The 22,095-nt window shown below is 72.3% G+C and carries 22 protein-coding genes; 14 read left to right on the top strand and 8 right to left on the bottom strand.

Features of this window, described 5'->3' with window-relative positions:
* Window positions 1-258 precede the first annotated feature (258 nt).
* Window positions 259-996, top strand: coding sequence for a S16 family serine protease (locus ABZ873_RS30045; protein ID WP_360878559.1), 738 nt, complete (start codon window positions 259-261; stop codon window positions 994-996).
* Here ABZ873_RS30045 and ABZ873_RS30040 read toward each other — a convergent pair.
* The 3 genes from ABZ873_RS30040 to ABZ873_RS30030 all read right to left on the bottom strand — a co-directional run bounded on the left by ABZ873_RS30040 (window position 935) and on the right by ABZ873_RS30030 (window position 3,533).
* Window positions 935-2,284 carry an MFS transporter gene (locus ABZ873_RS30040; RefSeq protein ID WP_360878556.1) on the bottom strand — a complete coding sequence of 450 codons (1,350 nt, stop codon included), beginning with the start codon at window positions 2,282-2,284 and terminating at the stop codon, window positions 935-937. The two genes, ABZ873_RS30045 and ABZ873_RS30040, sit on opposite strands and share 62 nt — an antisense overlap.
* A 41-nt stretch (window positions 2,285-2,325) precedes the next feature.
* Entirely contained in the window at window positions 2,326-2,880 is a 555-nt protein-coding gene (locus ABZ873_RS30035; RefSeq protein ID WP_360878568.1) for a helix-turn-helix domain-containing protein, read from the bottom strand.
* A gap of 173 nt (window positions 2,881-3,053) precedes the next feature.
* Window positions 3,054-3,533: an Lrp/AsnC family transcriptional regulator gene (locus ABZ873_RS30030; RefSeq protein ID WP_360878553.1), complete on the bottom strand. Its 480-nt coding sequence runs from the start codon at window positions 3,531-3,533 to the stop codon at window positions 3,054-3,056.
* Window positions 3,534-3,674: 141 nt separating this feature from the next.
* On the opposite strand from ABZ873_RS30030, the gene hppD reads away from it, so the two are divergent.
* A complete protein-coding gene (hppD, locus tag ABZ873_RS30025; RefSeq protein ID WP_360878550.1) occupies window positions 3,675-4,829 on the top strand; it encodes a 4-hydroxyphenylpyruvate dioxygenase in 1,155 nt (384 codons plus the stop codon).
* Window positions 4,830-5,006: 177 nt separating this feature from the next.
* Here the strand turns inward: hppD and ABZ873_RS30020 are convergent, their stop codons facing one another.
* Window positions 5,007-6,542, bottom strand: a complete 1,536-nt coding sequence (locus ABZ873_RS30020; RefSeq protein WP_360878547.1) for a tetratricopeptide repeat protein — start codon at window positions 6,540-6,542, stop codon at window positions 5,007-5,009.
* A 96-nt stretch (window positions 6,543-6,638) separates the two neighbouring features.
* On the opposite strand from ABZ873_RS30020, the gene ABZ873_RS30015 reads away from it, so the two are divergent.
* A complete protein-coding gene (locus ABZ873_RS30015) occupies window positions 6,639-8,021 on the top strand; it encodes an FAD-linked oxidase C-terminal domain-containing protein (RefSeq protein ID WP_360878544.1) in 1,383 nt (460 codons plus the stop codon).
* Window positions 8,022-8,116: 95 nt separating this feature from the next.
* Here the strand turns inward: ABZ873_RS30015 and ABZ873_RS30010 are convergent, their stop codons facing one another.
* A complete protein-coding gene (locus tag ABZ873_RS30010) occupies window positions 8,117-8,596 on the bottom strand; it encodes an SsgA family sporulation/cell division regulator (RefSeq protein WP_360878541.1) in 480 nt (159 codons plus the stop codon).
* Window positions 8,597-8,856: 260 nt separating this feature from the next.
* Between ABZ873_RS30010 and ABZ873_RS30005 the strand changes: the two genes are divergently transcribed.
* Complete coding sequence (locus ABZ873_RS30005) at window positions 8,857-10,356, top strand: RDD family protein (RefSeq protein WP_360878538.1); 1,500 nt, start codon at window positions 8,857-8,859, stop codon at window positions 10,354-10,356.
* 75 nt (window positions 10,357-10,431) lie between these two features.
* Window positions 10,432-11,175, top strand: coding sequence for an RDD family protein (locus ABZ873_RS30000; protein WP_360878535.1), 744 nt, complete (start codon window positions 10,432-10,434; stop codon window positions 11,173-11,175).
* Window positions 11,176-11,278: 103 nt separating this feature from the next.
* On the opposite strand, the gene ABZ873_RS29995 is transcribed toward ABZ873_RS30000, so the two are convergent.
* The gene (locus ABZ873_RS29995) at window positions 11,279-11,566 is read right to left on the bottom strand and encodes a hypothetical protein (RefSeq protein ID WP_360878532.1); all 288 of its coding nucleotides are present in this window, start codon (window positions 11,564-11,566) and stop codon (window positions 11,279-11,281) included.
* Window positions 11,567-12,047: 481 nt separating this feature from the next.
* On the opposite strand from ABZ873_RS29995, the gene ABZ873_RS29990 reads away from it, so the two are divergent.
* Together ABZ873_RS29990 and ABZ873_RS29985 are read left to right on the top strand one after the other, a co-directional pair.
* Window positions 12,048-14,399, top strand: coding sequence for an immune inhibitor A domain-containing protein (locus ABZ873_RS29990; protein ID WP_360878565.1), 2,352 nt, complete (start codon window positions 12,048-12,050; stop codon window positions 14,397-14,399).
* Between the two features lie 115 nt (window positions 14,400-14,514).
* Complete coding sequence (locus ABZ873_RS29985; RefSeq protein WP_360878562.1) at window positions 14,515-14,817, top strand: hypothetical protein; 303 nt, start codon at window positions 14,515-14,517, stop codon at window positions 14,815-14,817.
* Between the two features lie 6 nt (window positions 14,818-14,823).
* On the opposite strand, the gene ABZ873_RS29980 is transcribed toward ABZ873_RS29985, so the two are convergent.
* Both ABZ873_RS29980 and ABZ873_RS29975 read right to left on the bottom strand, forming a co-directional pair.
* Complete coding sequence (locus tag ABZ873_RS29980) at window positions 14,824-15,426, bottom strand: isochorismatase family protein (RefSeq protein WP_360878529.1); 603 nt, start codon at window positions 15,424-15,426, stop codon at window positions 14,824-14,826.
* Between the two features lie 153 nt (window positions 15,427-15,579).
* Window positions 15,580-16,908: a nicotinate phosphoribosyltransferase gene (locus ABZ873_RS29975; RefSeq protein ID WP_360878526.1), complete on the bottom strand. Its 1,329-nt coding sequence runs from the start codon at window positions 16,906-16,908 to the stop codon at window positions 15,580-15,582.
* 80 nt (window positions 16,909-16,988) lie between these two features.
* Between ABZ873_RS29975 and clpS the strand changes: the two genes are divergently transcribed.
* The 7 genes from clpS to ABZ873_RS29940 all read left to right on the top strand — a co-directional run bounded on the left by clpS (window position 16,989) and on the right by ABZ873_RS29940 (window position 21,719).
* Window positions 16,989-17,303, top strand: coding sequence for an ATP-dependent Clp protease adapter ClpS (clpS, locus tag ABZ873_RS29970; RefSeq protein WP_360878523.1), 315 nt, complete (start codon window positions 16,989-16,991; stop codon window positions 17,301-17,303).
* The gene (locus ABZ873_RS29965; protein WP_360878520.1) at window positions 17,303-17,899 is read left to right on the top strand and encodes a DUF2017 domain-containing protein; all 597 of its coding nucleotides are present in this window, start codon (window positions 17,303-17,305) and stop codon (window positions 17,897-17,899) included. Before clpS ends, ABZ873_RS29965 begins: the two co-directional genes overlap by 1 nt.
* Window positions 17,900-18,220: 321 nt before the next feature.
* Window positions 18,221-19,660 carry an amino acid permease gene (locus ABZ873_RS29960; protein ID WP_360878517.1) on the top strand — a complete coding sequence of 480 codons (1,440 nt, stop codon included), beginning with the start codon at window positions 18,221-18,223 and terminating at the stop codon, window positions 19,658-19,660.
* An 89-nt stretch (window positions 19,661-19,749) separates the two neighbouring features.
* Entirely contained in the window at window positions 19,750-20,172 is a 423-nt protein-coding gene (locus ABZ873_RS29955) for a M67 family metallopeptidase (RefSeq protein WP_360878514.1), read from the top strand.
* Window positions 20,173-20,249: 77 nt separating this feature from the next.
* Window positions 20,250-20,357, top strand: coding sequence for a putative leader peptide (locus tag ABZ873_RS29950; RefSeq protein ID WP_310941867.1), 108 nt, complete (start codon window positions 20,250-20,252; stop codon window positions 20,355-20,357).
* 133 nt (window positions 20,358-20,490) lie between these two features.
* Window positions 20,491-20,769: a MoaD/ThiS family protein gene (locus tag ABZ873_RS29945; RefSeq protein ID WP_360878510.1), complete on the top strand. Its 279-nt coding sequence runs from the start codon at window positions 20,491-20,493 to the stop codon at window positions 20,767-20,769.
* Window positions 20,769-21,719: a cysteine synthase gene (locus ABZ873_RS29940; RefSeq protein WP_360878507.1), complete on the top strand. Its 951-nt coding sequence runs from the start codon at window positions 20,769-20,771 to the stop codon at window positions 21,717-21,719. Before ABZ873_RS29945 ends, ABZ873_RS29940 begins: the two co-directional genes overlap by 1 nt.
* Window positions 21,720-22,095 lie beyond the last annotated feature (376 nt).

The raw sequence follows: 22,095 nt of genomic DNA, 5'->3' as shown, positions 1-22,095 counted from the left end.
CTCCGCCAGCCCGCGGGCTTGCCCGTTGCTCCGCCGCTGCGCCTGATCTGCCGGGTGCGGCGCCGTTGCGGGGGCGCTGCCCCCGGGCCCCCGCGCCTCAAACGCCGGCGGGGCTTGGTTGGGGCTCGATGTGGGGCTTCGCCGCTTGCCTTTGTGCCTCGATCGTCGGTAGGGGCGGGGCGCCGATAGATTGGGGGCGTGCTTTCTCGTTTTCTGCGGTTGTCGCGGCCTCTTGTGCTGGGTGTCTGTGCTGTGCCTGTGATCGGGCTGTTCGGGGTGGCGGTGTTCGCGCCGTTGCCTTTCGTGGTGGCCGTGCCGGGGCTCACCGCCGACGTGCTCGGGGCCGATCAGGGGAAGCCGGTGATCACCGTCAGCGGGGCGCCCGTGCGGGACACCAGCGGGCAACTACGGATGACGACGATCCGGGCCACCGGGCCGTCCTCCACCATGCGGCTGCCCGAGCTCGTCGGGCACTGGTTCACGACCGATCGGGCCGTCCTGCCCCGGGAGGCCGTCTACTCCTCCGGCGGAAGCGACGAGGAGATCGAGCAGCACAACCTGGAGGAGATGACCAAGTCGCAGACGGCCGCGGCCGATGCGGCACTGGGTTATCTCCGCAAGGACCCCAAGACCGTCAAGGTCGATCTCAATCTCGCCGACGTCGGCGGGCCCAGCGCCGGGCTGCTCTTCTCCCTCGGCATCATCGACAAGCTCGACGGCGACGGCAGCGGCGGTGACCTCACCGGCGGCCGCAGCATCGCCGGTACGGGCACCATCACCGCCGACGGGACCGTCGGCCCGGTCGGCGGTGTGGCGTTGAAGACGCAGGCCGCGCGGCGCGACGGGGCGAGCGTGTTCCTCGTACCGAAGGCCGAGTGCGGGGATGCCCGCTCCGAGCTGCCCGAGGGGCTCCGGCTGATCCCCGTCACCTCGCTCACGGACGCGGTGGACTCCCTGCGGGCACTGAATCGCGGAGAGAATCCGCCGTCCTGCTGAGGCCGGGGTCCGCGCCCTTCCCCTGCGGCGGCCGGTCCAGGTCCTGCCAGGCAGGGAAGACCAGCGGGGCGAGGGTCACCAGGAGGTACGTACCGCCGAAGACCAGCAGGGCCGTCCCGATCCCGAAGCCGTCCACCAGCAGGCCCGCCGCGAGCCCGCCCAGCGGCATCGTCAGCTCGCAGCCCGCCGTGGTGACCCCCGCGACCCGGCTGCGCAGCTCCTCGGGGATCCGCTCGTACATCACCGTGGACAGGATCGGGTTCAGCATGCCGACGCCCAGGCCCGCCAGGGCCATCGTCACCGCCAGCGGCAGGGTCGTATCGGTGAGCGCGGCCACCACGAAGCGGGGCGCGCCGCCGATCAGGAAGGCCGCCGCGAACACCGCCCGGCGCGGGAAGCGGTCCCCCCACACCCCGTAGAGCAGGGCGCCCAGCAGCGCGAAGCCGCCGAAGAGGGAGATCAGCAGGCCGAGGGCGGTGGCGTCACCGAGGTCCGCGCTGCCGTGCACGGGCAGCAGGACCGCGGACCAGCCCTGGTCCAGGCCGTTGGTCATCATCACCATCAGCGTGACGCCGAGCAGCAGCCGGGAGCGGGTCAGGAAGGCCATGCCCTCCGCGAATTCGGCCCGGTACCCGGCGAACGAGATCCGCCCGCCGGTGCGTTGCGGCTCGGCGGCCGGGACGCCGCGCAGGAAGGCGAGGACCAGCAGGGCCGACACCCCGAAGGTGGCGGCGTCCAGCAGCAGGACCGTTTCGGCGCCGAAGGCCGCGATCAGTACGCCGGCCACCGCGGCCCCGATCATCCGGGCCCCGCGCGAGACGGCGTCGTAGAGGCTGGCGGCCCGGCCGAGGGTGGTGCCGGCGTGCTCGGCGAGGCTCGGCAGCAGGACCCCGCGGGCGGTCAGGCCCGGGGTGTGCACGAGGCCGCCGAGGGCCATCAGCGCGCACAGCATCCAGAACTCCAGGACGCCCGCGTGGTGCAGCAGCGGGATCGCGCCGACGGACAGGCCGCAGACCAGGTCGGAGACCGCGGAGACCCGGCGCCGGCCGATCCGGTCGATGACCGGGCCGCCGATCAGGGCGGCCACGATCACGGGCAGGGTGGCGCAGAAGGCGACGACCCCGGCCCGCGCGGCGCTGCCCGTGGTCTGGAGCACGAACCAGGGGACGCCGATGAGGGTGAGGGAACTCCCGGCGATGGAGACCGTGTTGGCGCCGAGTACGGCGATCAGCGGCCGCCGGCTGGTGACGGTCGAGGCATGGCTGCGGGCGGACTCGGCGGCGGGCACGGCGGAACTCCTTCGGCAGGGCGGGCGGGGGCTGCGGTGCGCTAGGCCGGCGGCGGTGTCGTGTTCGGCAGGACGTGCGTGTGGAGGCGGACCGTCTGGGTGTCCTCCGCCTCCGGCAGCTCGCGGTAGCCGTTGATCACGTCATGCAGGCGGCCGACCAGTTCCGCGCTCTGCTCGGGCGTCAGCCGCAGGGTGAAGTCGCTGAGGTCGGCGCCCGGCTGCCAGCGGGTCAGCCGGGTCTGGGCGTCCGCGATCCAGGCGGCGACCTCCTGGGCGTGGTTCGCGGCGACCGTCTGGAGGAAGACCGCGGCCGCGTCGCTGGTGGCCGGGTCGGCGTCGTGGATCAGCGAGCCGTCGAAGCCGGTGCCCTGGTGCAGGGCCTGCCACCAGCGCTCGCGGCCCTTGCCGTGGCCGGGCGCGTCCTCGACGAAGCCGTGCGCGGCCAGCTGGCGCAGGTGGTAGCTGGTGGATCCGCTGGACTCGCCCAGGAGCTCGGCGAGCTGGGAGGCGGTGGCCGGGCCGTCGTGGCGCAGGGAGGCCAGCAGCCGCATCCGCAGCGGGTGGGCGAGACCGCGCAGGGCGCGGGCGTCGAGCATGCGGAGGCTGGGCGGCACGGGCTCCCGGCCGCCCGCCTCGGGGGCGGGCTCGGGGATGTTCTTCGGGCTGCTTTCGGGCATGGCACGACCTTAGAGTTGCAAAGGAACCTCTGCAAGGTTTCTTTGCAAAGAACTTTTGCAAGTCGCCGCCCGCAGCCCCGGCCGCTGTCGTCTCAGCCCCGGCTGTCGTCCTCCGCCGCCTGTTCCACCAGCGGGATGATCCGGAGCGGTACGGGGTTCTCCATCACGATCGCCGTCGACGCCCGCACGATCCCCTCGAAGCCGACCACCCGGTCGATCACCCGCTGGAGATCCGCGTTCGAGCGGGCCACCAGCCGGCACAGCATGTCCCCGTGCCCGGTGGTGGTGTGCAGCTCCAGCACCTCCGGGACCCCGTCCAGGTGCGCCCGTACGTCCGCGCCCTGGCCCTGCTTGATCTCCAGCGTGGCGAAGGCGGTCACCGGATAGCCCAGCGCCGCCGGGTCGACCTGCGGGCCGAAGCCGCGGATCACCCCGTTCGACTGGAGCCGGTCCAGCCGCGCCTGGGCCGTGCCGCGGGCCACGCCGAGCCGGCGCGACGCCTCCAGCACCCCGATCCGCGGCTCGCGGGCGAGCAGCAGGATCAGCCGGCCGTCGAGTGCGTCGATGCCCATGGGTGCCTCCCAGTGCCCCCGCGTGCCCGCGGGTGGTCATAGTGCGCAGATGTCTCAGTCATCCTCTGGCTGTACTGGGCAATCTGTACAGTCATTCAGGAAACTATTGCGCAGCTTGTGGATCGGCGGGAATCTGCGCTCATGACTGAGTCTCTGGCGAACCTCGAAACCACCCCGCACACCGCGCGTGAGGCCGACCCCTTCCCGGTGAAGGGCATGGACGCCGTCGTCTTCGCCGTGGGCAACGCCAAGCAGGCCGCGCACTACTACTCCACGGCCTTCGGCATGAAGCTCGTCGCCTACTCCGGCCCCGAGACCGGCAGCCGCGAGACGGCCAGCTACGTGCTGACCAACGGCTCCGCCCGCTTCGTCCTGACCTCGGTCATCAAGCCGGCGACCGACCACGGCCGCTTCCTCGCCGAGCACGTCGCCGAGCACGGCGACGGCGTGATCGACCTCGCCATCGAGGTCCCGGACGTCCGCGCCGCCTACGCGTACGCCGTCGAGCAGGGCGCCCGCGGTCTGGACGAGCCGTACGAGGTCAAGGACGAGCACGGCACGGTCGTCCTGGCCGCCATCGCCACCTACGGCCAGACCCGCCACACCCTCGTCGAGCGCGGCGACTACACCGGCCCCTACCTGCCGGGCTACGTGGCCGCCGAGCCGATCGTCGCGCCCCCGGCCAAGCGCACCTTCCAGGCCATCGACCACTGCGTCGGCAATGTGGAACTGGGCCGGATGAACGAGTGGGTGGCGTTCTACAACAAGGTCATGGGCTTCACGAACATGAAGGAGTTCGTGGGCGACGACATCGCCACCGAGTACTCGGCGCTGATGTCCAAGGTGGTCGCGGACGGGACCAAGAAGGTCAAGTTCCCGATCAACGAGCCGGCGATCGCGAAGAAGAAGTCGCAGATCGACGAGTACCTGGAGTTCTACAACGGCCCCGGCGTCCAGCACATCGCCCTGGCCTCGAACGACATCGTCGCCACCGTCCGCACCATGCGCGCGGCCGGCGTGCAGTTCCTGTCCGTGCCGGACACCTACTACGACACCCTCGGCGAGTGGGTCGGCGACACCCGGGTGCCGATCGACGAGCTGCGCGAGCTGAAGATCCTCGCCGACCGCGACGAGGACGGCTACCTGCTGCAGATCTTCACCAAGCCGGTCCAGGACAAGCCGACCGTCTTCTTCGAGATCATCGAGCGCCACGGCTCCATGGGCTTCGGCAAGGGCAACTTCAAGGCCCTGTTCGAGGCCATCGAGCGCGAGCAGGACAAGCGCGGCAACCTCTGACCCGCAGACACAGTCCGAGGCCCCCGGCGGATGCCGGGGGCCTCGGACTGCCGTCGGGCCCCGGTGTGCGGGCCGGGCGGGGCCGCCGCGTGGTGCCCTCCGGAGGGGAGTGGGCCGCACCGCGGCGGCCCGCCGCCCGCACACCGGGGACGCCGGATCCCGCCCGTGAAACCCCGGTCAGCGGGAGGCCGACGGCGAGGGCTTCGGATCCGCCTTCGGATCCGCCTTCGGCTTCGCGGCCGGCTTCGGCGCCGGCTTCGGGTTCGGCTTCGGGAGCTCCGGCTCCACCCACGGCGTGACCGGCTGCAGATGCTCCGGCCCGCCCGCAGGCGGCTGCCCGATCGCCTCCAGCGCCTCCTTCGCCAGCGGCCCGCGCACCGGTGAGAAGTACGGGTTCGTCCGCAGCGCCTCCTCCAGATGCCGCCGCGCCGCCGCCTCGTCCCCGAGCGCCCGCTCGATCATCGCCCGGTGGTAGGCGAACTCGGCGCTCCGCAGCCCCGGCTCCGTGGCCTTCTTCGCGTACTCCAGGGCCTCCTCGTGGTCGCCCGCCTTGTACAGCGCCCAGCCCAGCGCGTCCGCCACCTGCACGCTCTTGTGCCGCTCCCACTCCTGCGACAGCCGGCGCACCGCCGCCGCCGGATCCCCGTGGTCCGCCTCGTACAGCCCGAGGACCACGTCCCCGTCCACGCCGTTCGCCCCGTCGCGCACCGCCATCGCCGCCAGCGCGTCGTACTGCGCGCGGGCCTCCTCCCCGCGGCCCAGCGACTCCAGCAGCTCGCCCAGCTCCCGCGCCAGCTCCGGCACCGGAGTCCGCCCCAGCGCCATCCGGTAGTCCCGCAGCGCCTCCCCGCCCCGGCCCAGCGCGGCCAGCGCACGGGCCCGGCCCGCACGCCCCTCCGCCTGCGCCGGATCCGTGCGCAGCGCCCCCTCGTACTGGCGCAGCGCCTCCCGCGGATCGCCCCGCTCCCAGGCCAGCTCCCCGAGCCGGAACAGCGTGTACGCCTTCTCCGCCGGGGCCTTGGCCGAAGCCGCGGCCTCCTCCATCGCCATCACCGCGTCCTCGCGCCAGCCGCGGTCCCGGTACACCTGCGAGGCCCGTACGTACGCCGCCAGCCCCGGCCGCAGCTCCAGCAGCTGCTCCATCGCCGCCTGCGCGCCCTTGTAGTCGCCGAGCCCCGTGTACGCGTCGACGAGCACCGGGTACGCCGTCCACCGCTTGGGCGACTGCGCCCGTACCAGCTCGCCCCACTTGCGGCCGGTGCCGAAGTCGCGGCGGGCGTTCGCCAGCGCGCCCATGCCGGTCATCGCGTCGAGGTTGCCCTTCTCCGCCGGGCGGGCCTCCAGCGACCGCTTGAGCGCCCGCTCGGCCTTCGGGTACCAGGCCGGATCCGCGGTCCGCCGCGCCTGTTCGAGGTAGGCGGAGCCCAGGACCGCCCACGAGGAGTCGTCGTCGGGATGCGCCGCGACCCACTTCTCCCGGTCCGCCACCAGCGCCGTCACGTCCGTGGCCGCCGCGGGCGCGCCCATGCCCACCGCCGTCGCGGCCCGCTCGCTCGGCCCCGGCGGGCGGGCGTCGTCACCGGTACGGGCGGGCCGGATCAGCAGGGCCCCGGCGATCAGGACCACGGCGACCGCGGCGGCCACGAGCGTCTTGCGGCCGGTGAAGGTCACGGGCGGCGCCGGTGTCTGCGATTCCTCGTCGATACGGTCCATGGGGTCACTGTGCGTCAATATGAAGAGCTCGCCGACATGTCCGCAGACGGGCGCGGGCGTGTTCACACCGATGGCCCCGGCTGTCACGCTGGACCCATGGATGAAGACCTCTCCGCACGTCTGCGCGCGAGCCTCCTGGCAGGGCTTCCGTCCGAGGCCCTGCTCACCGACCCCCAGGTGACCACCTCCTACGCCACCGACATGGCGGGCTTCTGCGCGGCCGGCACCCCGGCCGCCGTCGTCCTCCCCCGGACCGTCGAACAGGTCCAGCACGTCCTGCGCACCGCCACCGCCCTACGCGTCCCCGTCGTCCCGCAGGGCGCCCGTACGGGCCTGTCCGGCGCCGCCAACGCCTCCGACGGCTGCATCGTCCTGTCCCTCGTCAAGATGGACCGGATCCTGGAGATCAGCGCCGTCGACCGGATCGCCGTCGTCGAACCGGGCGTGGTGAACGCCGACCTCTCCCGGGCCGTCGCCGCCCAGGGCCTCGCCTATCCGCCCGACCCCTCCAGCTGGGAGCAGTGCACCATCGGCGGCAACATCGGCACCGCCTCCGGCGGCCTGTGCTGCGTCAAGTACGGGGTCACCGCCGAGTACGTGCTCGGCCTCGACGTGGTGCTCGCGGACGGCCGGCTGCTGCGCACCGGCCGCCGCACCGCCAAGGGCGTCGCCGGCTATGACCTCACCCGCCTGTTCGTGGGCTCCGAGGGCAGCCTCGGCGTCGTCGTCCAGGCCGTCCTCGCGCTGCGGCCCGCCCCGCCCCGCCAGCTGGTGCTGGCCGCCGAGTTCCCCTCGACCACGGCCGCCTGCGCGGCCGTATGCGCCGTCATGGAGGCCGGACTCGCCCCGTCCCTGCTGGAGTTGATGGACCGTACGACCGTACGCGCCGTCAACTCCCTCGGCAGGATGGGGCTGCCCGAGACCACCGAGGCCCTGCTGCTCGCCGCCTTCGACACCCCGCACGCCCCCGACGAGCTCGACGTCGTCGCCAAGCTGTGCACGGCCGCCGGGGCCACCGCCGTGGTCCCCGCCGAGGACGAGGCGGAGTCCGAACTGCTGCTCCAGGCCCGCCGGATGTCCCTGACCGCGCTGGAGGCCCTGCGGCCCGCCACCATGATCGACGACGTCTGCGTGCCCCGCTCCCGGCTCGCCGAGATGCTGGACGGGACCGCCGCCATCGCCCGCACCCACGACCTGCTCATCGGCGTCTGCGCGCACGCCGGGGACGGCAACACCCACCCCGTGGTCTGCTTCGACCCGGCCGACGAGGACGAGACGCGGCGGGCGCGCGCCTCCTTCGACGAGATCATGGCGCTCGGCCTCTCCCTGGGCGGGACCATCACCGGCGAACACGGTGTCGGCCTGCTCAAGAAGGACTGGCTCGCCCGCGAACTCGGCCCCGTCGGGCTGGAGATGCAGCGGGCCGTCAAGCACGCCTTCGACCCGCTCGGACTGCTGAACCCCGGCAAGCTCTTCTGACACCGGGGGCCCGGAGGGCAGGGCCGGTACGGACCGCAGGTGCCGCCGCGCCCGCGGCCGTACGGCCCCGGGACGGCGCGGGCCACCGCCCCGCATCACAGGTCACCGTCCGCCGACTCGTCCGACGGCCACGGGTCGCGCATCCACAGGTCGTCGGCCGGGGTCGGGGCGAGCAGCTCGGCCAGCGCCGCGTCCAGGCCCAGCCGCTCGGCCTCGGTGCCCGGCGGCACCGCCCGCAGGGTGCGCTCCAGCCACGCCGACACCGCGCCCGCCGGGGCCTCCAGGAGGGCGTCCCCGTCGGGGGAGCTGAGCGCCATGCAGAGGACGGCCTCCCTGTCGACCTTGGTGGGCCAGATCCGGACGTCGCCGTGCCCGCAGGGGCGGAACACGCCCTCCACGAGCAGTTCGCGGGCGAAGGTCCAGTACACGGGGGCACTGGAACCGGTGTGGAAGGTGATGTGGACGGCGTACGGGTCCTCCGCCAGGTACAGCAGCCGCGCCGGGACGGGCACGCTGCGCTCGGGGGACAGGACCAGCTTCAGTTCCAGCTCTCGCTCGACGACGGGGTGGTGCATGGCGGCCTCGCTTCTCCGGTTCGGTTCACGGGGCCGGACGGGGCCCCGCACCTGCAGAGAGCCCCGGTGTGCCCGGGTATGACGCGACTTCCGTCAACCGGTTCGAGATTGGCCGGAATCTTTCGGCTGACCGAAAACAGTCGGGGGAGTGACGTTCGCTCAATGGCTTGGATTCTCCCGTTACCCGACCTGCCGGGCCGAGGTTCTTGGCTATGGTCCTCCCCTTGCACAAGCCTTGAGCCACGATCGGAGTTGGGGACATGACGGCCTCCCCTGGTGACGGCGAGCACGCGGCCCGCGAGGGCTACTACCCGGACCCGTCCGTCCCGGGGTACATCCGGTACTGGAACGGTGCCGCCTGGGTCCCGGGCACGAGCCGCCCGGCACCGGCGGATCCGGCCCCCGTGCCGGTGCCGTCGCCCGCCGCGCCCGCCGCCGTCGCGCCCGCCGTCCGCGCCCCGGCCGCCGCCCCGGCTCCCGCGGCCGCTCCCGTCCCCGCCCGTGTGCCCGTCGTCGCGCCCGCCGTCCGCGCCGACGAGACGGGCCCGGTGTTCCTGGACGAGACCTCCCTGACCGAGACGCTGCCCGAGCCGGAGCCCGTCGCCGGGCCGGGCGCGGAGCCGGCCCTCTGGCAGGCCGACCCCGTGCACCAGGAGGGCTTCGGCGGGCCCCGCGACCGCCGGGTGTCCTGGGGCAGCCCGGCGGAGGAGGGGGCCGCCGAAGCCGCGGCCGCCGCCCGCCCGCACGGGATCTCCCTGGCCCGGCCGGGCGCCGCCGAGGAGGCCGCGGGACGGCCCGCGGCCGGGTCCGTCGCGGCCGGGCCCGTGGCGCAGCCCGCCGAGGGGATCCTGTCGGCGCGCTCCCCGGCGGCCCGGACGCCCGCCCCCGCCCCGGCTCCCGCCCCCGCCGCACCCGCCGCCGGGGAGGAGAGGGCCCGGGAGCACGCCGCCGCCGCGCCCGCCGCGCCGCAATGGCCCGACGCGCCCGGAGCCGGGCCCGGGCTCACCTCCTCCTGGCCCGAGGCGGTGGCCGACGCCCCCGCGCCCTCCCGGCCCCGCCCCGCCGAGCCGGCGCCTCCCGCGGCCCCCGCCGAGCCGGTACGGCCCGAGGCGTGGGAGCCGCGGCCCGCGGGGGCCCGGCCGCGGATCGTCCGGGCCGAGCCGGGCGCCGCCGACGCGGCGGAGCCCCGGTCCGGCGGGCGGGAGCCGCGCGGGGCCGGTGCGGGGCGCGCGGAGGCGGCCGGGGGCCGCGCCGCCACCTCCCGCGCCGTGTTCGAGCGGATGGCGGAGCGCGCCGTACGCCCCGCCGGGTTCCTCCGCCGGGCCGTGGCCCGCGCCCTGGACTCCCTCGTGTACGCGGGCGTCGCCGCCGCGGTGGCCCTGCCGCAGCTGCCGGGCGCCGCCGACCATGTCCGGGCCAAGGTGGACGCCGCCCGCGCGAGCGGCCGTACCACCACCGTCTGGCTGCTCGACTCCGCGATCGCCGGACGCCTGGGTCTCGTCCTCGGGGCCGTCCTGCTCTTCGGGATCCTCTACGAGGTGCTGCCCACCGCCCGCTGGGGCCGCACCCCGGGCAAGAAGCTGCTGGGCGTGCGGGTGCTGGCCGCCGCCACCCTGCGCCCGCCCCGCTTCGGCGCGGCCCTGCTCCGCTGGCTCACGTACGCCGTCCTGGGCCTGCCGGGGAGCCTGTGGAGCCTCGTGGACCGCCCGCGGCGGCAGGCGTGGCACGACAAGGCCGCCCGGACGTACGTGGCCCGCTGACGGCCGCCGGGCGGGGCCTCCCCGAACGGACGCGCTCCCGTTGCGGGCCCCCCGGGGCGGGGTTCGACTCGGGCCATGAGTACCGACCAGCCGCCGCCGGGCCAGCCGCCCGAGGAGGACCCGTTCCTCAAGAAGCCCCAGGAGCCGACGCCCCCGTCGAGCGGTTCGCCGTACGGGCCGCCCCCCGGCGGCGGTGCCCCGCCGCCGCCCCCGCCCCCGCCGGGCGGTCCGGGCGGTCCGGGTGCGGGCGGGGGCTACCCGCCGCCTCCGCCCCCGTACGGCGGCGGCGGTGATCCGTACGGCGGTGGCGGCGGCTACGGCATGCCCGACCCGCTGGCCGGGATGCCCCCGCTGGCCGACTTCGGCAGGCGGCTCGGGGCGCGCGTGATCGACGTACTGATCGTCGCCGTACCGCTGTTCCTCATCCAGCTGGCCTTCGGCACCAACCGCTACATGGTGGAGACCGAGCGCGGCGAGGACGTCAGTGAGGTCCTCACCAAGTCGTACAGCGGCAGCGGTCTGGTGATGACACTGATCTCGATCGTGGCGTACCTCGGCTACGACTGGTGGTTCACGAAGAAGAGCGGCCAGACCGTCGGCAAGAAGGCGCTCGGCCTGCGCGTGGCCATGCTCAACGACGGCAGTGTGCCGGCCTCCGGCCCGGCCCTGTCCCGGGCCGCCGTGCTCTGGCTGCCGACGCTGATCTGCTGCTTCTGCCTGTGGCCGATCGCGCTGATCGTCTCGATCCTCGTCGACAAGCCGTACAAGCAGGGCCTGCACGACAAGGTGGCCAAGACCGTGGTCGTCAAGGCGACGTAGGGCCTGCCCGGCGGGCACACGGCGGCGCGGGCGGTCTCCCTTCCGCAGGGAGGCCGCCCGCGCCGTGTCCCGTACCGGCCGCGTGCCGCCCGGGGGCGAACGGTCAGTGGTGGACGGGGTGTTCGGAGCCCGCCTGGCGCGGCTCCGGGACCCGGGCGGACGCCGCGGGCGCGCCGGTGCCCGCGGCGTCGCCCGGTCGCGCCGCGTGGCGGCCACGGCGCTTGGGGGCGGGTACGGTGAGGGCGACGAGCAGCCCCAGGGCGAGCGCGGCCGCGCAGATGACCGCGACGCCGAGCCCGGTGCTCGTCTGCGAGAGCAGCAGCATGGCGATCGTCGACACGATGACCGTGGCGGACCCGTACGCGAGCTGTGCGGCAGTCGGACGCGGCATGGCGATATCCGTCCTCAGGGAGGGGAGGGAGAGCCGCCTCGACCAGGTCGCGCGTCAGGTGACTCGGGTGACTCCCTGACGGGATGCCCGGGGGGAGCGGCCGGTAAGCGTGACCGAACACACGGTGCCGGAGCACGGGGGGCGCACGGGATCACGCGCGCGCCCCGGCAGGGGGAGAAACCGGACGGTACGGACCGCTCCGGAGGGCGGGAAGCGCCCTTCGCCCCATATGGCAGGGGAACGTCCGGATAGCGGAACTCCCTGACCGCATAGTGCAGTTGTAAGGTTCAAGTCAAGGTCTGTCTTTTCTCGCGTCTCTCCGGTCAAATGTCGTCACTTGAGACGCGCGCCGCCGCGGAACCCCCCGCTCCTATGGAGAAGTTCCGACTCAGACGTTGCGGCCGCGGGAGGGGAACGACATCAAGTGACCAGCAATTCCGCCAGACGGCGTGCGATCCGCGCTGCCGCCGTCACCGTGACCATGGCCGCCTGCGCCACCAGTGCCACCTTCTTCACCGTCACCGCGGCCCAGGCCGAGGGCAAGGCCCCGGCCGCGCCCGTGGCCGACCGGCAGGACCCGACCGCTCCTGCCAAGGTCGTCGAGCACGACCTCAAGGGCCCGTTCAGCGAGCAGCAGGCCCAGCAGCGCAAGGCCGCCCTGGACCAGGTGCTCCAGGGCAAGAAGGGCGTCGAGCAGCGCGGCGCCTCCAAGGTCGTCAAGCTGGACGACAAGAAGTACGTCGAGCTCGGCCGCGAGAAGACCGACAAGATCTTCACGATCCTCGTCGAGTTCGGTGACCAGGTCGACAACACCACCATGCACGACCCGGACGGCCCCGGCCCCAAGCCGGCCGTGCCGAAGTACGGCGGCACCCCCGGTCCGCTGCACAACACGATCGCGCAGCCCGACCGCGCCAAGGACAACAGCACCGCCTGGCGCAAGGACTTCAGCCGTCAGTACTTCCAGGACCTGTACTTCGCCAGCGGCGAGGGCAAGCACTCCCTGAAGACGTACTACGAGAAGACCTCCTCGGGCCGCTACTCGGTCGAGGGCGAGGTCGCCGACTGGGTCAAGGTCCCGTACAACGAGGCCCGTTACGGCTCCAACTTCTGCGGCCAGAGCAACTGCTCCAACGTCTGGGACACCGTCAAGGACGGCGTCACGGCGTGGGTCGAGGCGCAGAAGAAGGCCGGGAAGACCGACGCCGAGATCAAGGCGAAGCTGGCCCAGTACGACCAGTGGGACCGCTACGACTTCGACGGCGACGGCAACTTCAACGAGCCCGACGGCTACATCGACCACTTCCAGATCGTCCACGCGGGCGAGGACGAGTCGGCCGGCGGCGGCGTGCAGGGCCCCGACGCCCTGTGGGCGCACCGCTGGTACGCCTACGGCACCGCCGCGGGCAAGACCGGCCCGGACAACAACAAGGCCGGCGGCACCCAGATCGGCAACTCCGGCATCTGGGTCGGCGACTACACGATGCAGCCCGAGAACGGCGGCCTCGGTGTCTTCGCCCACGAGTACGGCCACGACCTGGGCCTTCCCGACCTCTACGACACCTCCGGTGGCGGCGAGAACGGCGTCGGCTTCTGGTCCCTGATGTCGGCCGGCTCCTGGCTCGGCACCGGCAAGGACTCCATAGGCGACATGCCGGGCGACATGACCGCCTGGGACAAGCTCCAGCTGGGCTGGCTGAACTACGACACGGCCAAGGCCGCGACGAAGTCCACCCACAAGCTCGGTGTGGCGGAGTTCAACACCAAGGACAAGCAGGCCCTGGTCGTCGAGCTGCCGAAGAAGAAGGTGCAGACGGACGTCGTCGCCCCCGCCGAGGGCTCCGCCCAGTGGTGGAGCGGCATGGGTGACGACCTCAAGAACACCCTCACCCGCTCCGTCGACCTGACGGGCAAGAAGTCCGCCGCCCTGTCCCTCAAGGGCTGGTGGGACATCGAGGCCGACTACGACTACCTCTACACCGAGGTGTCCACGGACGGCGGCGCCACCTGGACCGCGCTGGCCGGCACCGCCGACGGCACGGCCATCCCGGCCGACGCCTCCGGCAGCCCGTCGCTCACCGGTGTCTCGGGTGCCTGGAAGAACCTGAACTTCCCGCTCGACGCCTACGCGGGCAAGAAGGTCGACCTCCGCTTCCGCTACCAGACGGACGGCGGCGCGGGCGGCAAGGGCTTCACGGCCGACGCCGTCACCCTCACCGCGGACGGCTCCGCGCTGTTCACCGACGGCGCCGAGAACGGCGACAACGGCTGGACCGGCAAGGGCTTCTCCCGCATCGGCTCGGGCTTCACCAAGGAGTACGCGCAGTACTACCTGGCCGAGAACCGCCGCTACGTGTCGTACGACTCCACCCTCAAGGTGGGCCCGTACAACTTCGGCTTCGGCAACACCAAGCCGGACTGGGTCGAGCACTACCCGTACCAGGACGGTCTGCTCATCTGGCAGTGGGACACCAGCCAGAAGGACAACAACACCAGCGTCCACCCGGGCCAGGGCCTGATCCTGCCGGTCGACGCCAACGCCAAGCCCATGAAGTGGGCGGACGGCACGCTGCTGCGCAACAAGATCCAGCCGTACGACGCCACCTTCAGCGCGTACTCCACGGACGCGTTCACGCTGCACAAGAACGGCGAGTCGCTCTTCCTGAAGCCGAAGCCCGCGAACCTGGTCTTCGACGACCGCAAGGGCAAGTACTACTACGACGAGAACCCGACCGGATCGGTGAAGGTCACTGACACCAACACCAAGATCAAGATCCTGAAGGAGACCTACGACGGTGAGGTCATGACCGTCGAGGTCGGCCCCTCCAAGTAGTCACTCGGTAAAACCGCAGGTCACAGCATGATCGGCCGTCGCCCTCTAGCGGGCGGCGGCCGATCGCGTTTAGATGCCCGGTACGAGTTTCTTATTGACGGGGGAGATGACAGCCGTGCCAGGTGGCGGATTCGTGAGATTGCCGGGCGGCAGCGTGGTGGTGGCGCTGACCCTGCCCAGGCCGTCCGGAGAAGGAGGAAATGTCCGCGTGCTCGTGCACGCCGCGAACCGGGCCCGCGCCCTGACCAGGCTGCGGAACCTCGGGATGCGGGCGGTCTACCTGCGGGGCAACGCCGAGCCGCCCACGCCGGACGAGGTGACCGCCGTCCTGCACCATCCGGACGGCCTGCTGTGGCGCGGGGCGCCGGACCGCGCCCAGGAGCTCTGGCACCCGATCCGCGCCCTGCTGGGCACCTGAGGTCTGTCAGGCGTCCCGGCGGCCCCCGCCGCCCACCAGGGTCACGCCGGCCGCCCGGAGCTCGTCCAGGGCCCGGGCGGTGGTGTGCGGGGCGACGGCGGCCGTCAGGTCCAGCAGCACGCGGGTGGTGAAGCCCTCGCGGGCGGCGTCCAGGGCGGTGGCGCGGACGCAGTGGTCGGTGGCGATGCCGACGACGTCGACCTCGGTGACGTCGCGGTCCCGCAGCCAGGCGGCGAGGCCGTCGCCGTTTTCGTCCGCGCCCTCGAAACCGCTGTACGCGGCCTCGTACGCGCCCTTGTCGAAGACGGCGGCGACGGCGCCCGAGGCGACGGCGGGGGCGAAGTTCGGGTGGAACCCGACGCCCTCGGTGCCCGCCACGCAGTGCACGGGCCAGGAGGTCTCGTAGTCCGGCTCGGCCGGGGGGTGCGCGAAGTGGGCCCCCGGGTCGATGTGGTGGTCGCGGGTGGCGACGACGTGCCGGTACCCGGCGGTGGCCTGCCCGATCAGCTCCGTGACGGCGGCGGCGACGTCGGCCCCGCCGGCGACCGCGAGGCTGCCGCCTTCGCAGAAGTCGTTCTGTACGTCGACGACGATCAGTGCGCGGTGCATTTCGCGTGCCCTTCGGCTCGATGGTGTGCGGCGGCGGCCCCTGCGGGGGGCTCTTCCCCCACCCCGCCCCTTCCCGAAACTGGGGCTTTGCCCCGGACCCCTTACGGCGCCGCGGAGGTTCGGAGCGGAGCCCCCGCAGCGGCGGCGCAAGGGTTACACGTACTCCGTGGGGAGCACGGCTTCGCCGCGGGAGAGCTGGGTGGCCGACAGGGGGAGGGAGGCGCGGGCCGCGCGGTGGCGGTCCCGGACCGCCTCCAGCGGCTCGCGGGCGATCACCTCGCCCGACTTGACCAGCTGCACCGCCAGCTGCTGGTCGGCCAGCGCCGCCGGCACCGGGCCCACGCCGATGACCTCCGCCTCCGCCACCCCCTCCGCGTCCCGCCGCCGCGCCGCCCACTTGCGGCCGCCGATCGAGGTCTTCCCCCCGGAGGAACGCTTCGCCACCGGCACCAGCGGCGCCTTCGGGTCCGCCGAGGCGGCCCGCGCCACCAGCTTGTAGACCATCGAGCAGGTCGGGTGCCCGCTGCCCGTCACGAGCTGGGTGCCCACCCCGTACGCGTCGACCGGCGCCGCCGCCAGCGAGGCGATGGCGTACTCGTCCAGGTCCGAGGTGACCACGATCTTCGTGCCGGTCGCCCCCAGCTCGTCCAGCTGCTGCCGCACCCGGTGGGCCACCAGCAGCAGGTCGCCGGAGTCGATCCGGACGGCCCCCAGGTCGGTGCCCGCCACCTCGACGGCCGTACGGACCGCCTCGGCCACGTCGTACGTGTCCACCAGCAGGGTGGTGCCCCGCCCCAGTGAGGCCACCTGCGCGGTGAAGGCGTCCCGCTCGCTGTCGTGGACCAGGGTGAAGGCGTGCGCGCTGGTGCCGACGGTGGGGATCCCGTACCGGAAGCCCGCCGCGAGGTCCGAGGTGGAGGTGAAGCCGCCCACGTACGCGGCGCGCGAGGCGGCCACGGCGGCCAGCTCGTGCGTGCGCCGGGCACCCATCTCGATCAGCGGGCGGTCGCCCGCCGCCGAGGACATCCGGGAGGCGGCGGCCGCGATGGCCGAGTCGTGGTTGAGGATCGACAGGATCACCGTCTCCAGCAGCACGCACTCGGCGAAGCTGCCCTCCACGCGCAGGACCGGCGAGCCGGGGAAGTAGACCTCGCCCTCCGGGTAGCCCCAGATGTCGCCGGAGAAGCGGTAGGAGGACAGCCAGTCCAGCGTCCGCATGTCGACGACGGCCCGCTCGCGCAGGAACTCCAGCACCGCGCCGTCGAAGCGGAAGTTCTCCACCGCGTCCAGCACGCGCCCGGTCCCGGCGAGCACCCCGTAGCGGCGTCCCTCGGGGAGCCGCCGGGTGAACACCTCGAAGACCGAGCGCCGGTCGGCCGTGCCGTTGGCCAGCGCGGCCTGCAGCATCGTGAGCTCGTAATGGTCGGTGAAGAGCGCTGTCGACGGGACGTCCACCGGCAGGCCCAGGTCCGCAGGGTTCATGACGGGGACTGTAGCGCACATTTCGTCAAAGTGACGAGATGTGGGTCCCGTTTGTGCAACGGGCCCGGCACGGTGGCAGCATGGGACGAGTGAGTGTTGCTCCCGTAGAGATCGAACGCACCGAATCGGCCGAAGAGACCTTCGTGGTCCCCGAACCTGATGTCCCCTGGGTGACCCTGGTGCACAACGACCCGGTCAACCTCATGAGCTACGTGGCGTATGTGTTCCAGGCGTACTTCGGGTACTCCAAGGACGTCGCCCACAAACTGATGCTGGACGTCCATCACAAGGGGCGGGCGGTCGTGTCCAGCGGCACCCGCGAGGAAATGGAGCGCGACGTGCAGGCCATGCACGGCTACGGCCTGTGGGCCACCCTCTCCCAGGACCGCACCTGATGGGCGGTTTTTTCGAGGAGGTGAAGGGCGGCGGCGGCGCCGCCATCGCGCTGGACGAGATCGAGATCTCCATCCTGCGCAGTCTCACCGTCCAGCTGCTGGAGCTGATCGGCCCCGGCGTCCCCGAGGACGCCGACCCGCTCGCCGCGCTGTTCGCCGAGGGCCCCAGCGAGCCCCCGTCCGACCCGGCGCTGGCCCGGCTCTTCCCCGACGCCTACGGCTCCCCGGAGCGGGCGGCGGAGGAGGGCGTGGACCCGGCGGAGCTGACGGCCCGCTCGGCGGAGTTCCGCCGCTACACCGAGAACGACCTGCGCACCCGCAAGCGGGAGGACGCGCTGGCCGTCGTACGCAGCCTGGACGGGCTCACCCCCGGCGGCGACGGGGCGGCGGTGCTGGAGCTGGCCGGCGAGCTGCCGCTGCGCTGGCTGGGCACCCTCAACGATCTGCGGCTGACCATCGCGGCGCGGCTGGAGATCACCGAGGACGAGCAGAGCGCGGAGCTGGTGCGGCTGCCGGACGAGGATCCGCGCAAGCCGATCGTCATGGCGTACCACTGGCTGACCGGACTCCAGGAGTCCTTGATCGAAACGCTCTGAGCCGTCCGGCCCGCAGGGGGGTGTTCGCTCAGCGGACGCTCAAATCCGGATAACGATCAGATCACCGCCGCGTGGTGATCTGTCGCTTTCGCCTGCCTTTGTACGGAAATTTTGCCGCCCTGCACCCCATTCCTCCCCCTCCCGCTCTCATAAGCACGTGATAAATCTTCACGATCACCGGGAAGACGCCACCCATGTCCCCCCGGTCCGCTTGAACCGGCAGACCGCCGGCGTGCAACTCCATCCGTATCCGGGGGGATCGAGGACCCGGTCCGCGGCCAGCGAAGGCAGCGGATCGGCGTGGAGAAAGGCGCACCAGACATGACCTCAGTGCAGGTCGAGCAGCACGGCAACACGCCCGGCGAGGGCACCGGGGGCGACGGCGGCGAGGGCTACCACCGCACGCTCGGCGCCCGCCAGATCCAGATGATCGCGATCGGCGGAGCCATCGGCACCGGCCTCTTCCTGGGGGCGGGCAAGGCCATCTCCAAGGCCGGACCCAGCCTGATCCTCGCGTACGCGATCGCGGGCCTGGTCATCTTCTTCATCATGCGGGCCCTGGGCGAGCTGCTCATGTACCGCCCGGTCTCCGGCTCCTTCTCGGACTACGCCCGCGAGTTCCTGGGCCCCTTCTGGGGATACGTCACCGGCTGGACCTACTGGCTGTTCTGGGTGGTCACCGGCATCACCGAGGTCACCGCCGCCGCGCAGTACATGTCGTACTGGACGCACGACAGCTTCCCGCAATGGGCCTACGCGCTGATCTTCACGGTCGTCCTCTACGCCGCCAACCTGATCTCCGTGAAGCTCTTCGGTGAGCTGGAGTTCTGGTTCTCCATGGTCAAGGTCACCGCCATCGTCGGCATGATCCTGATCTGCGCCGGCATCCTCACCATCGGCTTCTCCGACGCCGCCGACACCGCCACCGTCTCCAACCTGTGGAACGACGGCGGCTTCTTCCCCAAGGGCATCGGCGGCACGCTGATGACCCTCCAGATCGTGATGTTCGCCTTCCTCGCGGTCGAGCTGGTCGGCGTCACCGCCGGCGAGTCCAAGGACCCCGAGAAGACCCTGCCCAAGGCCATCAACACCGTGCCGTGGCGCATCGCCGTCTTCTACGTCGGCGCGCTCATCATGATCCTCTCGGTCGTGCCGTGGACGCACTTCCAGCCCGGTGTCTCGCCCTTCGTCGCCGCCTTCGAGCGCATGGGCCTGGGCGTCGGCGCCGCCATCGTCAACTTCGTCGTCCTGACCGCGGCCCTGTCCTCCTGCAACTCCGGCATGTACTCCACCGGCCGCATGCTGCGCGACCTCGCGCTCAACGGCCAGGGCCCGAAGGTCTTCACCAAGCTGACCAGGAGCGGCACCCCGCTCATCGGCACCACCTTCTCCGCCGCGCTGATGCTCGTCGGCGTCTGGATCAACTACGTCGCGCCCGGCAAGGCGTTCGACTACGTGGTCTCCTTCGCCACCATCTCCGGCATGTGGGCCTGGATCATGATCCTGGTCTGCCAGATCCGCTACCGCGCCAAGGCCGACCGCGGACTGCTGCCCGGCTCGAAGTTCCGGGCGCCCGGAGCCCCGTACACGAGCTGGTTCGCCCTCGCCTTCATCGGCATGGTCATCGTGATGATGGGCGCCGACAAGGACGCGCGCGTCTCGCTCTACTGCGCCCCGCTGTGGGGCCTGATCCTGGGCGTCTCCTACCTGGTCATGAAGTCCCGCGACCCGCGCGGCGCGGCCTTCACCAAGGCGTCCTGACACCGCCTCCCCGGACCTCGTGTCCACCATGCGGGCCCTCTCGTACCACTCCTCGGTACGGGAGGGCCCGTCTGCTTATCCTGTCGCTCATGCTGACCCTCACCCAGGACCTGTACGACCGGATCGTCGAGCACGCCCGCCGGGACCACCCGGACGAGGCGTGCGGGGTCGTGGCCGGCCCGGCGGGCACCGACCGGCCCGAGCGGTTCGTCCCGATGCTCAACGCCGCCCGCTCGCCCACGTTCTACGAGTTCGACTCGAAGGATCTGCTCGCGCTCTACCGCGACCTCGACGACCGGGACGAGGAGCCCGTGATCGTCTACCACTCGCACACCGCGACCGAGGCGTACCCCTCGCGCACCGACGTCACCTACGCGAACGAGCCGGGCGCGCACTACGTCCTCGTCTCCACCGCGGACCAGGACGGGCTCGGGGAGTTCCAGTTCCGCTCGTACCGCATCGTCGACGGCGTGATCACCGAGGAGGAAGTGCGGGTCGTAGCGGCCTACTGACCAGCATGTGAGCCGAAGGCGTCCATGATGCGGGATCACACTCCAAACGGGGGACCGGGAATCGTTAACATGACCGCATGGTTCCCCACGACGTGAGCATCGAGACGCCCGGCAGGCTGCTGCTCGTGGCGCGGCTGCACGTCGACCTGTGCCGCCTCGCCAGCGCCATCTGTCCTGCCGCCTGAGCACCGGCGGCCCCCGCACGCGGGGGCCGCACGACCGCGCGGCCCTTCCCGCACCGCCGCATCCCGGCACCGCAGCATCCCCGCACCGCCGCATTCCCGCACACCTGCCACGCCCTGACGACTGGAGCCCAGCATGGCCATCGAGGTCCGCATCCCCACCATCCTCCGCACCTACACCGACGGCGAGAAGGCCGTCTCCGGTGAGGGCGCCACGCTCGCCGACCTGTTCGCGGACCTGGAGACCCGGCACAAGGGCATCGAGGAGCGCATCGTCGACGGCGGGCAGCTGCGCCGCTTCGTCAACGTCTACCTCAACGACGAGGACGTCCGCTTCCTCGACGGCATCTCCACCGCCCTCAAGGACGGCGACAGCGTCACCATCCTCCCGGCCGTGGCCGGCGGCTCGAAGTAATGCGGTACGACTCCCCGCTGGAGGCGGTCGGCAACACGCCGCTCGTGCGGCTGCCCCGGCTGTCGCCCTCCGACGACGTCCGCATCTGGGCGAAGCTGGAGGACCGCAACCCGACCGGCTCGATCAAGGACCGCCCCTCGCTCCACATGGTCGAGCAGGCGGAGAAGGACGGCCGGCTGCGCCCGGGCTGCACCATCCTGGAGCCGACCTCCGGCAACACCGGGATCTCCCTGGCGATGGCGGCCCGGCTCAAGGGCTACCGCATCGTCTGCGTGATGCCGGAGAACACCAGCCAGGAGCGGCGCGACCTGCTGGCCATGTGGGGAGCCGAGATCATTTCCTCGCCCGCGGCGGGCGGGTCGAACACCGCGGTCCGGGTCGCGAAGGAGCTGGCGGCGGAGCACCCGGACTGGGTGATGCTCTACCAGTACGGCAACCCGGACAACGCGGGCGCGCACTACGCCACCACGGGCCCGGAGATCCTGGCCGACCTCCCGTCGATCACCCACTTCGTGGCGGGGCTCGGCACCACCGGCACGCTGATGGGGGCCGGCCGCTACCTGCGCGAGCACGTGCCGGGGGTGAAGATCGTGGCCGCGGAGCCGCGCTACGACGACCTGGTGTACGGGCTGCGCAACCTCGACGAGGGCTTCGTACCGGAGCTGTACGACGCCTCGGTCCTGACGACGCGCTTCTCGGTCGGCTCCGCCGACGCGGTGACCCGCACGCGGGAACTCCTCCAGCAGGAGGGCATCTTCGCGGGCGTCTCCACGGGCGCGGCCCTGCACGCGGCGATCGGCGTGGGCCGCAAGGCGGTGGCCGCGGGCGAGCCGGCGGACATCGTCTTCATCGTGGCCGACGGCGGCTGGAAGTACCTCTCGACGGGCGTCTACACGGCCCCCACCACGGAAGCCGCCATCGAAACCCTCCAAGGCCAACTCTGGGCCTAACCCACCCGCGCCCCCTTCCCGGGGGCCGGGCCCTACGCCTCAATCGCCGGCGAGGCTGAAAAGCCCCTGGGCTCCGCCCAGACCCGCGCCTCAAACGCCGGCGGGGCTGGATTTGGCCCCGCCGTTCGTTTTCCGCCTGGAGGGGCAAACCCACCTGCCCATTGCCTCCGCCCGGCGGAAGACAGCCCTTGCTGGGCGGGGACACCCTCCTGCCCGGGCGGGGCCAAATTCAGCCCGTCCGGCGTTTGAGGACCGGGGTGCGGGGCGGAGCCCCGGGGGGTTTTCAGCCTCGCCGGCGTTTGAGGCGCGGGGCCGGGCCCACAGCTCACCCGCCCGAACCCGCGGCAGCGCCCCGCCGCCGCGCGCCGCCGGGCCC

The organism is Streptomyces sp. NPDC047014 (assembly GCF_040644195.1).
GTDB lineage: Bacteria > Actinomycetota > Actinomycetes > Streptomycetales > Streptomycetaceae > Streptomyces.
This window is presented reverse-complemented; position numbering and strand designations above follow the sequence as displayed.

Coding starts and splice junctions, on each gene's coding strand:
- ABZ873_RS29975 (WP_360878526.1), bottom strand. CDS start 16,908: ATGAACCCTGCGGACCTGGGCCTGCCGGTGGACGTCCCGTCGACAGCG.
- ABZ873_RS29950 (WP_310941867.1), top strand. CDS start 20,250: ATGGTTCCCCACGACGTGAGCATCGAGACGCCCGGCAGGCTGCTGCTC.
- clpS (WP_360878523.1), top strand. CDS start 16,989: ATGGGACGAGTGAGTGTTGCTCCCGTAGAGATCGAACGCACCGAATCG.
- ABZ873_RS30015 (WP_360878544.1), top strand. CDS start 6,639: ATGGATGAAGACCTCTCCGCACGTCTGCGCGCGAGCCTCCTGGCAGGG.
- ABZ873_RS29965 (WP_360878520.1), top strand. CDS start 17,303: ATGGGCGGTTTTTTCGAGGAGGTGAAGGGCGGCGGCGGCGCCGCCATC.
- ABZ873_RS29955 (WP_360878514.1), top strand. CDS start 19,750: ATGCTGACCCTCACCCAGGACCTGTACGACCGGATCGTCGAGCACGCC.
- hppD (WP_360878550.1), top strand. CDS start 3,675: ATGACTGAGTCTCTGGCGAACCTCGAAACCACCCCGCACACCGCGCGT.
- ABZ873_RS30035 (WP_360878568.1), bottom strand. CDS start 2,880: ATGCTCGACGCCCGCGCCCTGCGCGGTCTCGCCCACCCGCTGCGGATG.
- ABZ873_RS29945 (WP_360878510.1), top strand. CDS start 20,491: ATGGCCATCGAGGTCCGCATCCCCACCATCCTCCGCACCTACACCGAC.
- ABZ873_RS30005 (WP_360878538.1), top strand. CDS start 8,857: ATGACGGCCTCCCCTGGTGACGGCGAGCACGCGGCCCGCGAGGGCTAC.
- ABZ873_RS30000 (WP_360878535.1), top strand. CDS start 10,432: ATGAGTACCGACCAGCCGCCGCCGGGCCAGCCGCCCGAGGAGGACCCG.
- ABZ873_RS29980 (WP_360878529.1), bottom strand. CDS start 15,426: ATGCACCGCGCACTGATCGTCGTCGACGTACAGAACGACTTCTGCGAA.
- ABZ873_RS30010 (WP_360878541.1), bottom strand. CDS start 8,596: ATGCACCACCCCGTCGTCGAGCGAGAGCTGGAACTGAAGCTGGTCCTG.
- ABZ873_RS29960 (WP_360878517.1), top strand. CDS start 18,221: ATGACCTCAGTGCAGGTCGAGCAGCACGGCAACACGCCCGGCGAGGGC.
- ABZ873_RS29940 (WP_360878507.1), top strand. CDS start 20,769: ATGCGGTACGACTCCCCGCTGGAGGCGGTCGGCAACACGCCGCTCGTG.
- ABZ873_RS29990 (WP_360878565.1), top strand. CDS start 12,048: ATGGCCGCCTGCGCCACCAGTGCCACCTTCTTCACCGTCACCGCGGCC.
- ABZ873_RS30030 (WP_360878553.1), bottom strand. CDS start 3,533: ATGGGCATCGACGCACTCGACGGCCGGCTGATCCTGCTGCTCGCCCGC.
- ABZ873_RS29995 (WP_360878532.1), bottom strand. CDS start 11,566: ATGCCGCGTCCGACTGCCGCACAGCTCGCGTACGGGTCCGCCACGGTC.
- ABZ873_RS30020 (WP_360878547.1), bottom strand. CDS start 6,542: ATGGACCGTATCGACGAGGAATCGCAGACACCGGCGCCGCCCGTGACC.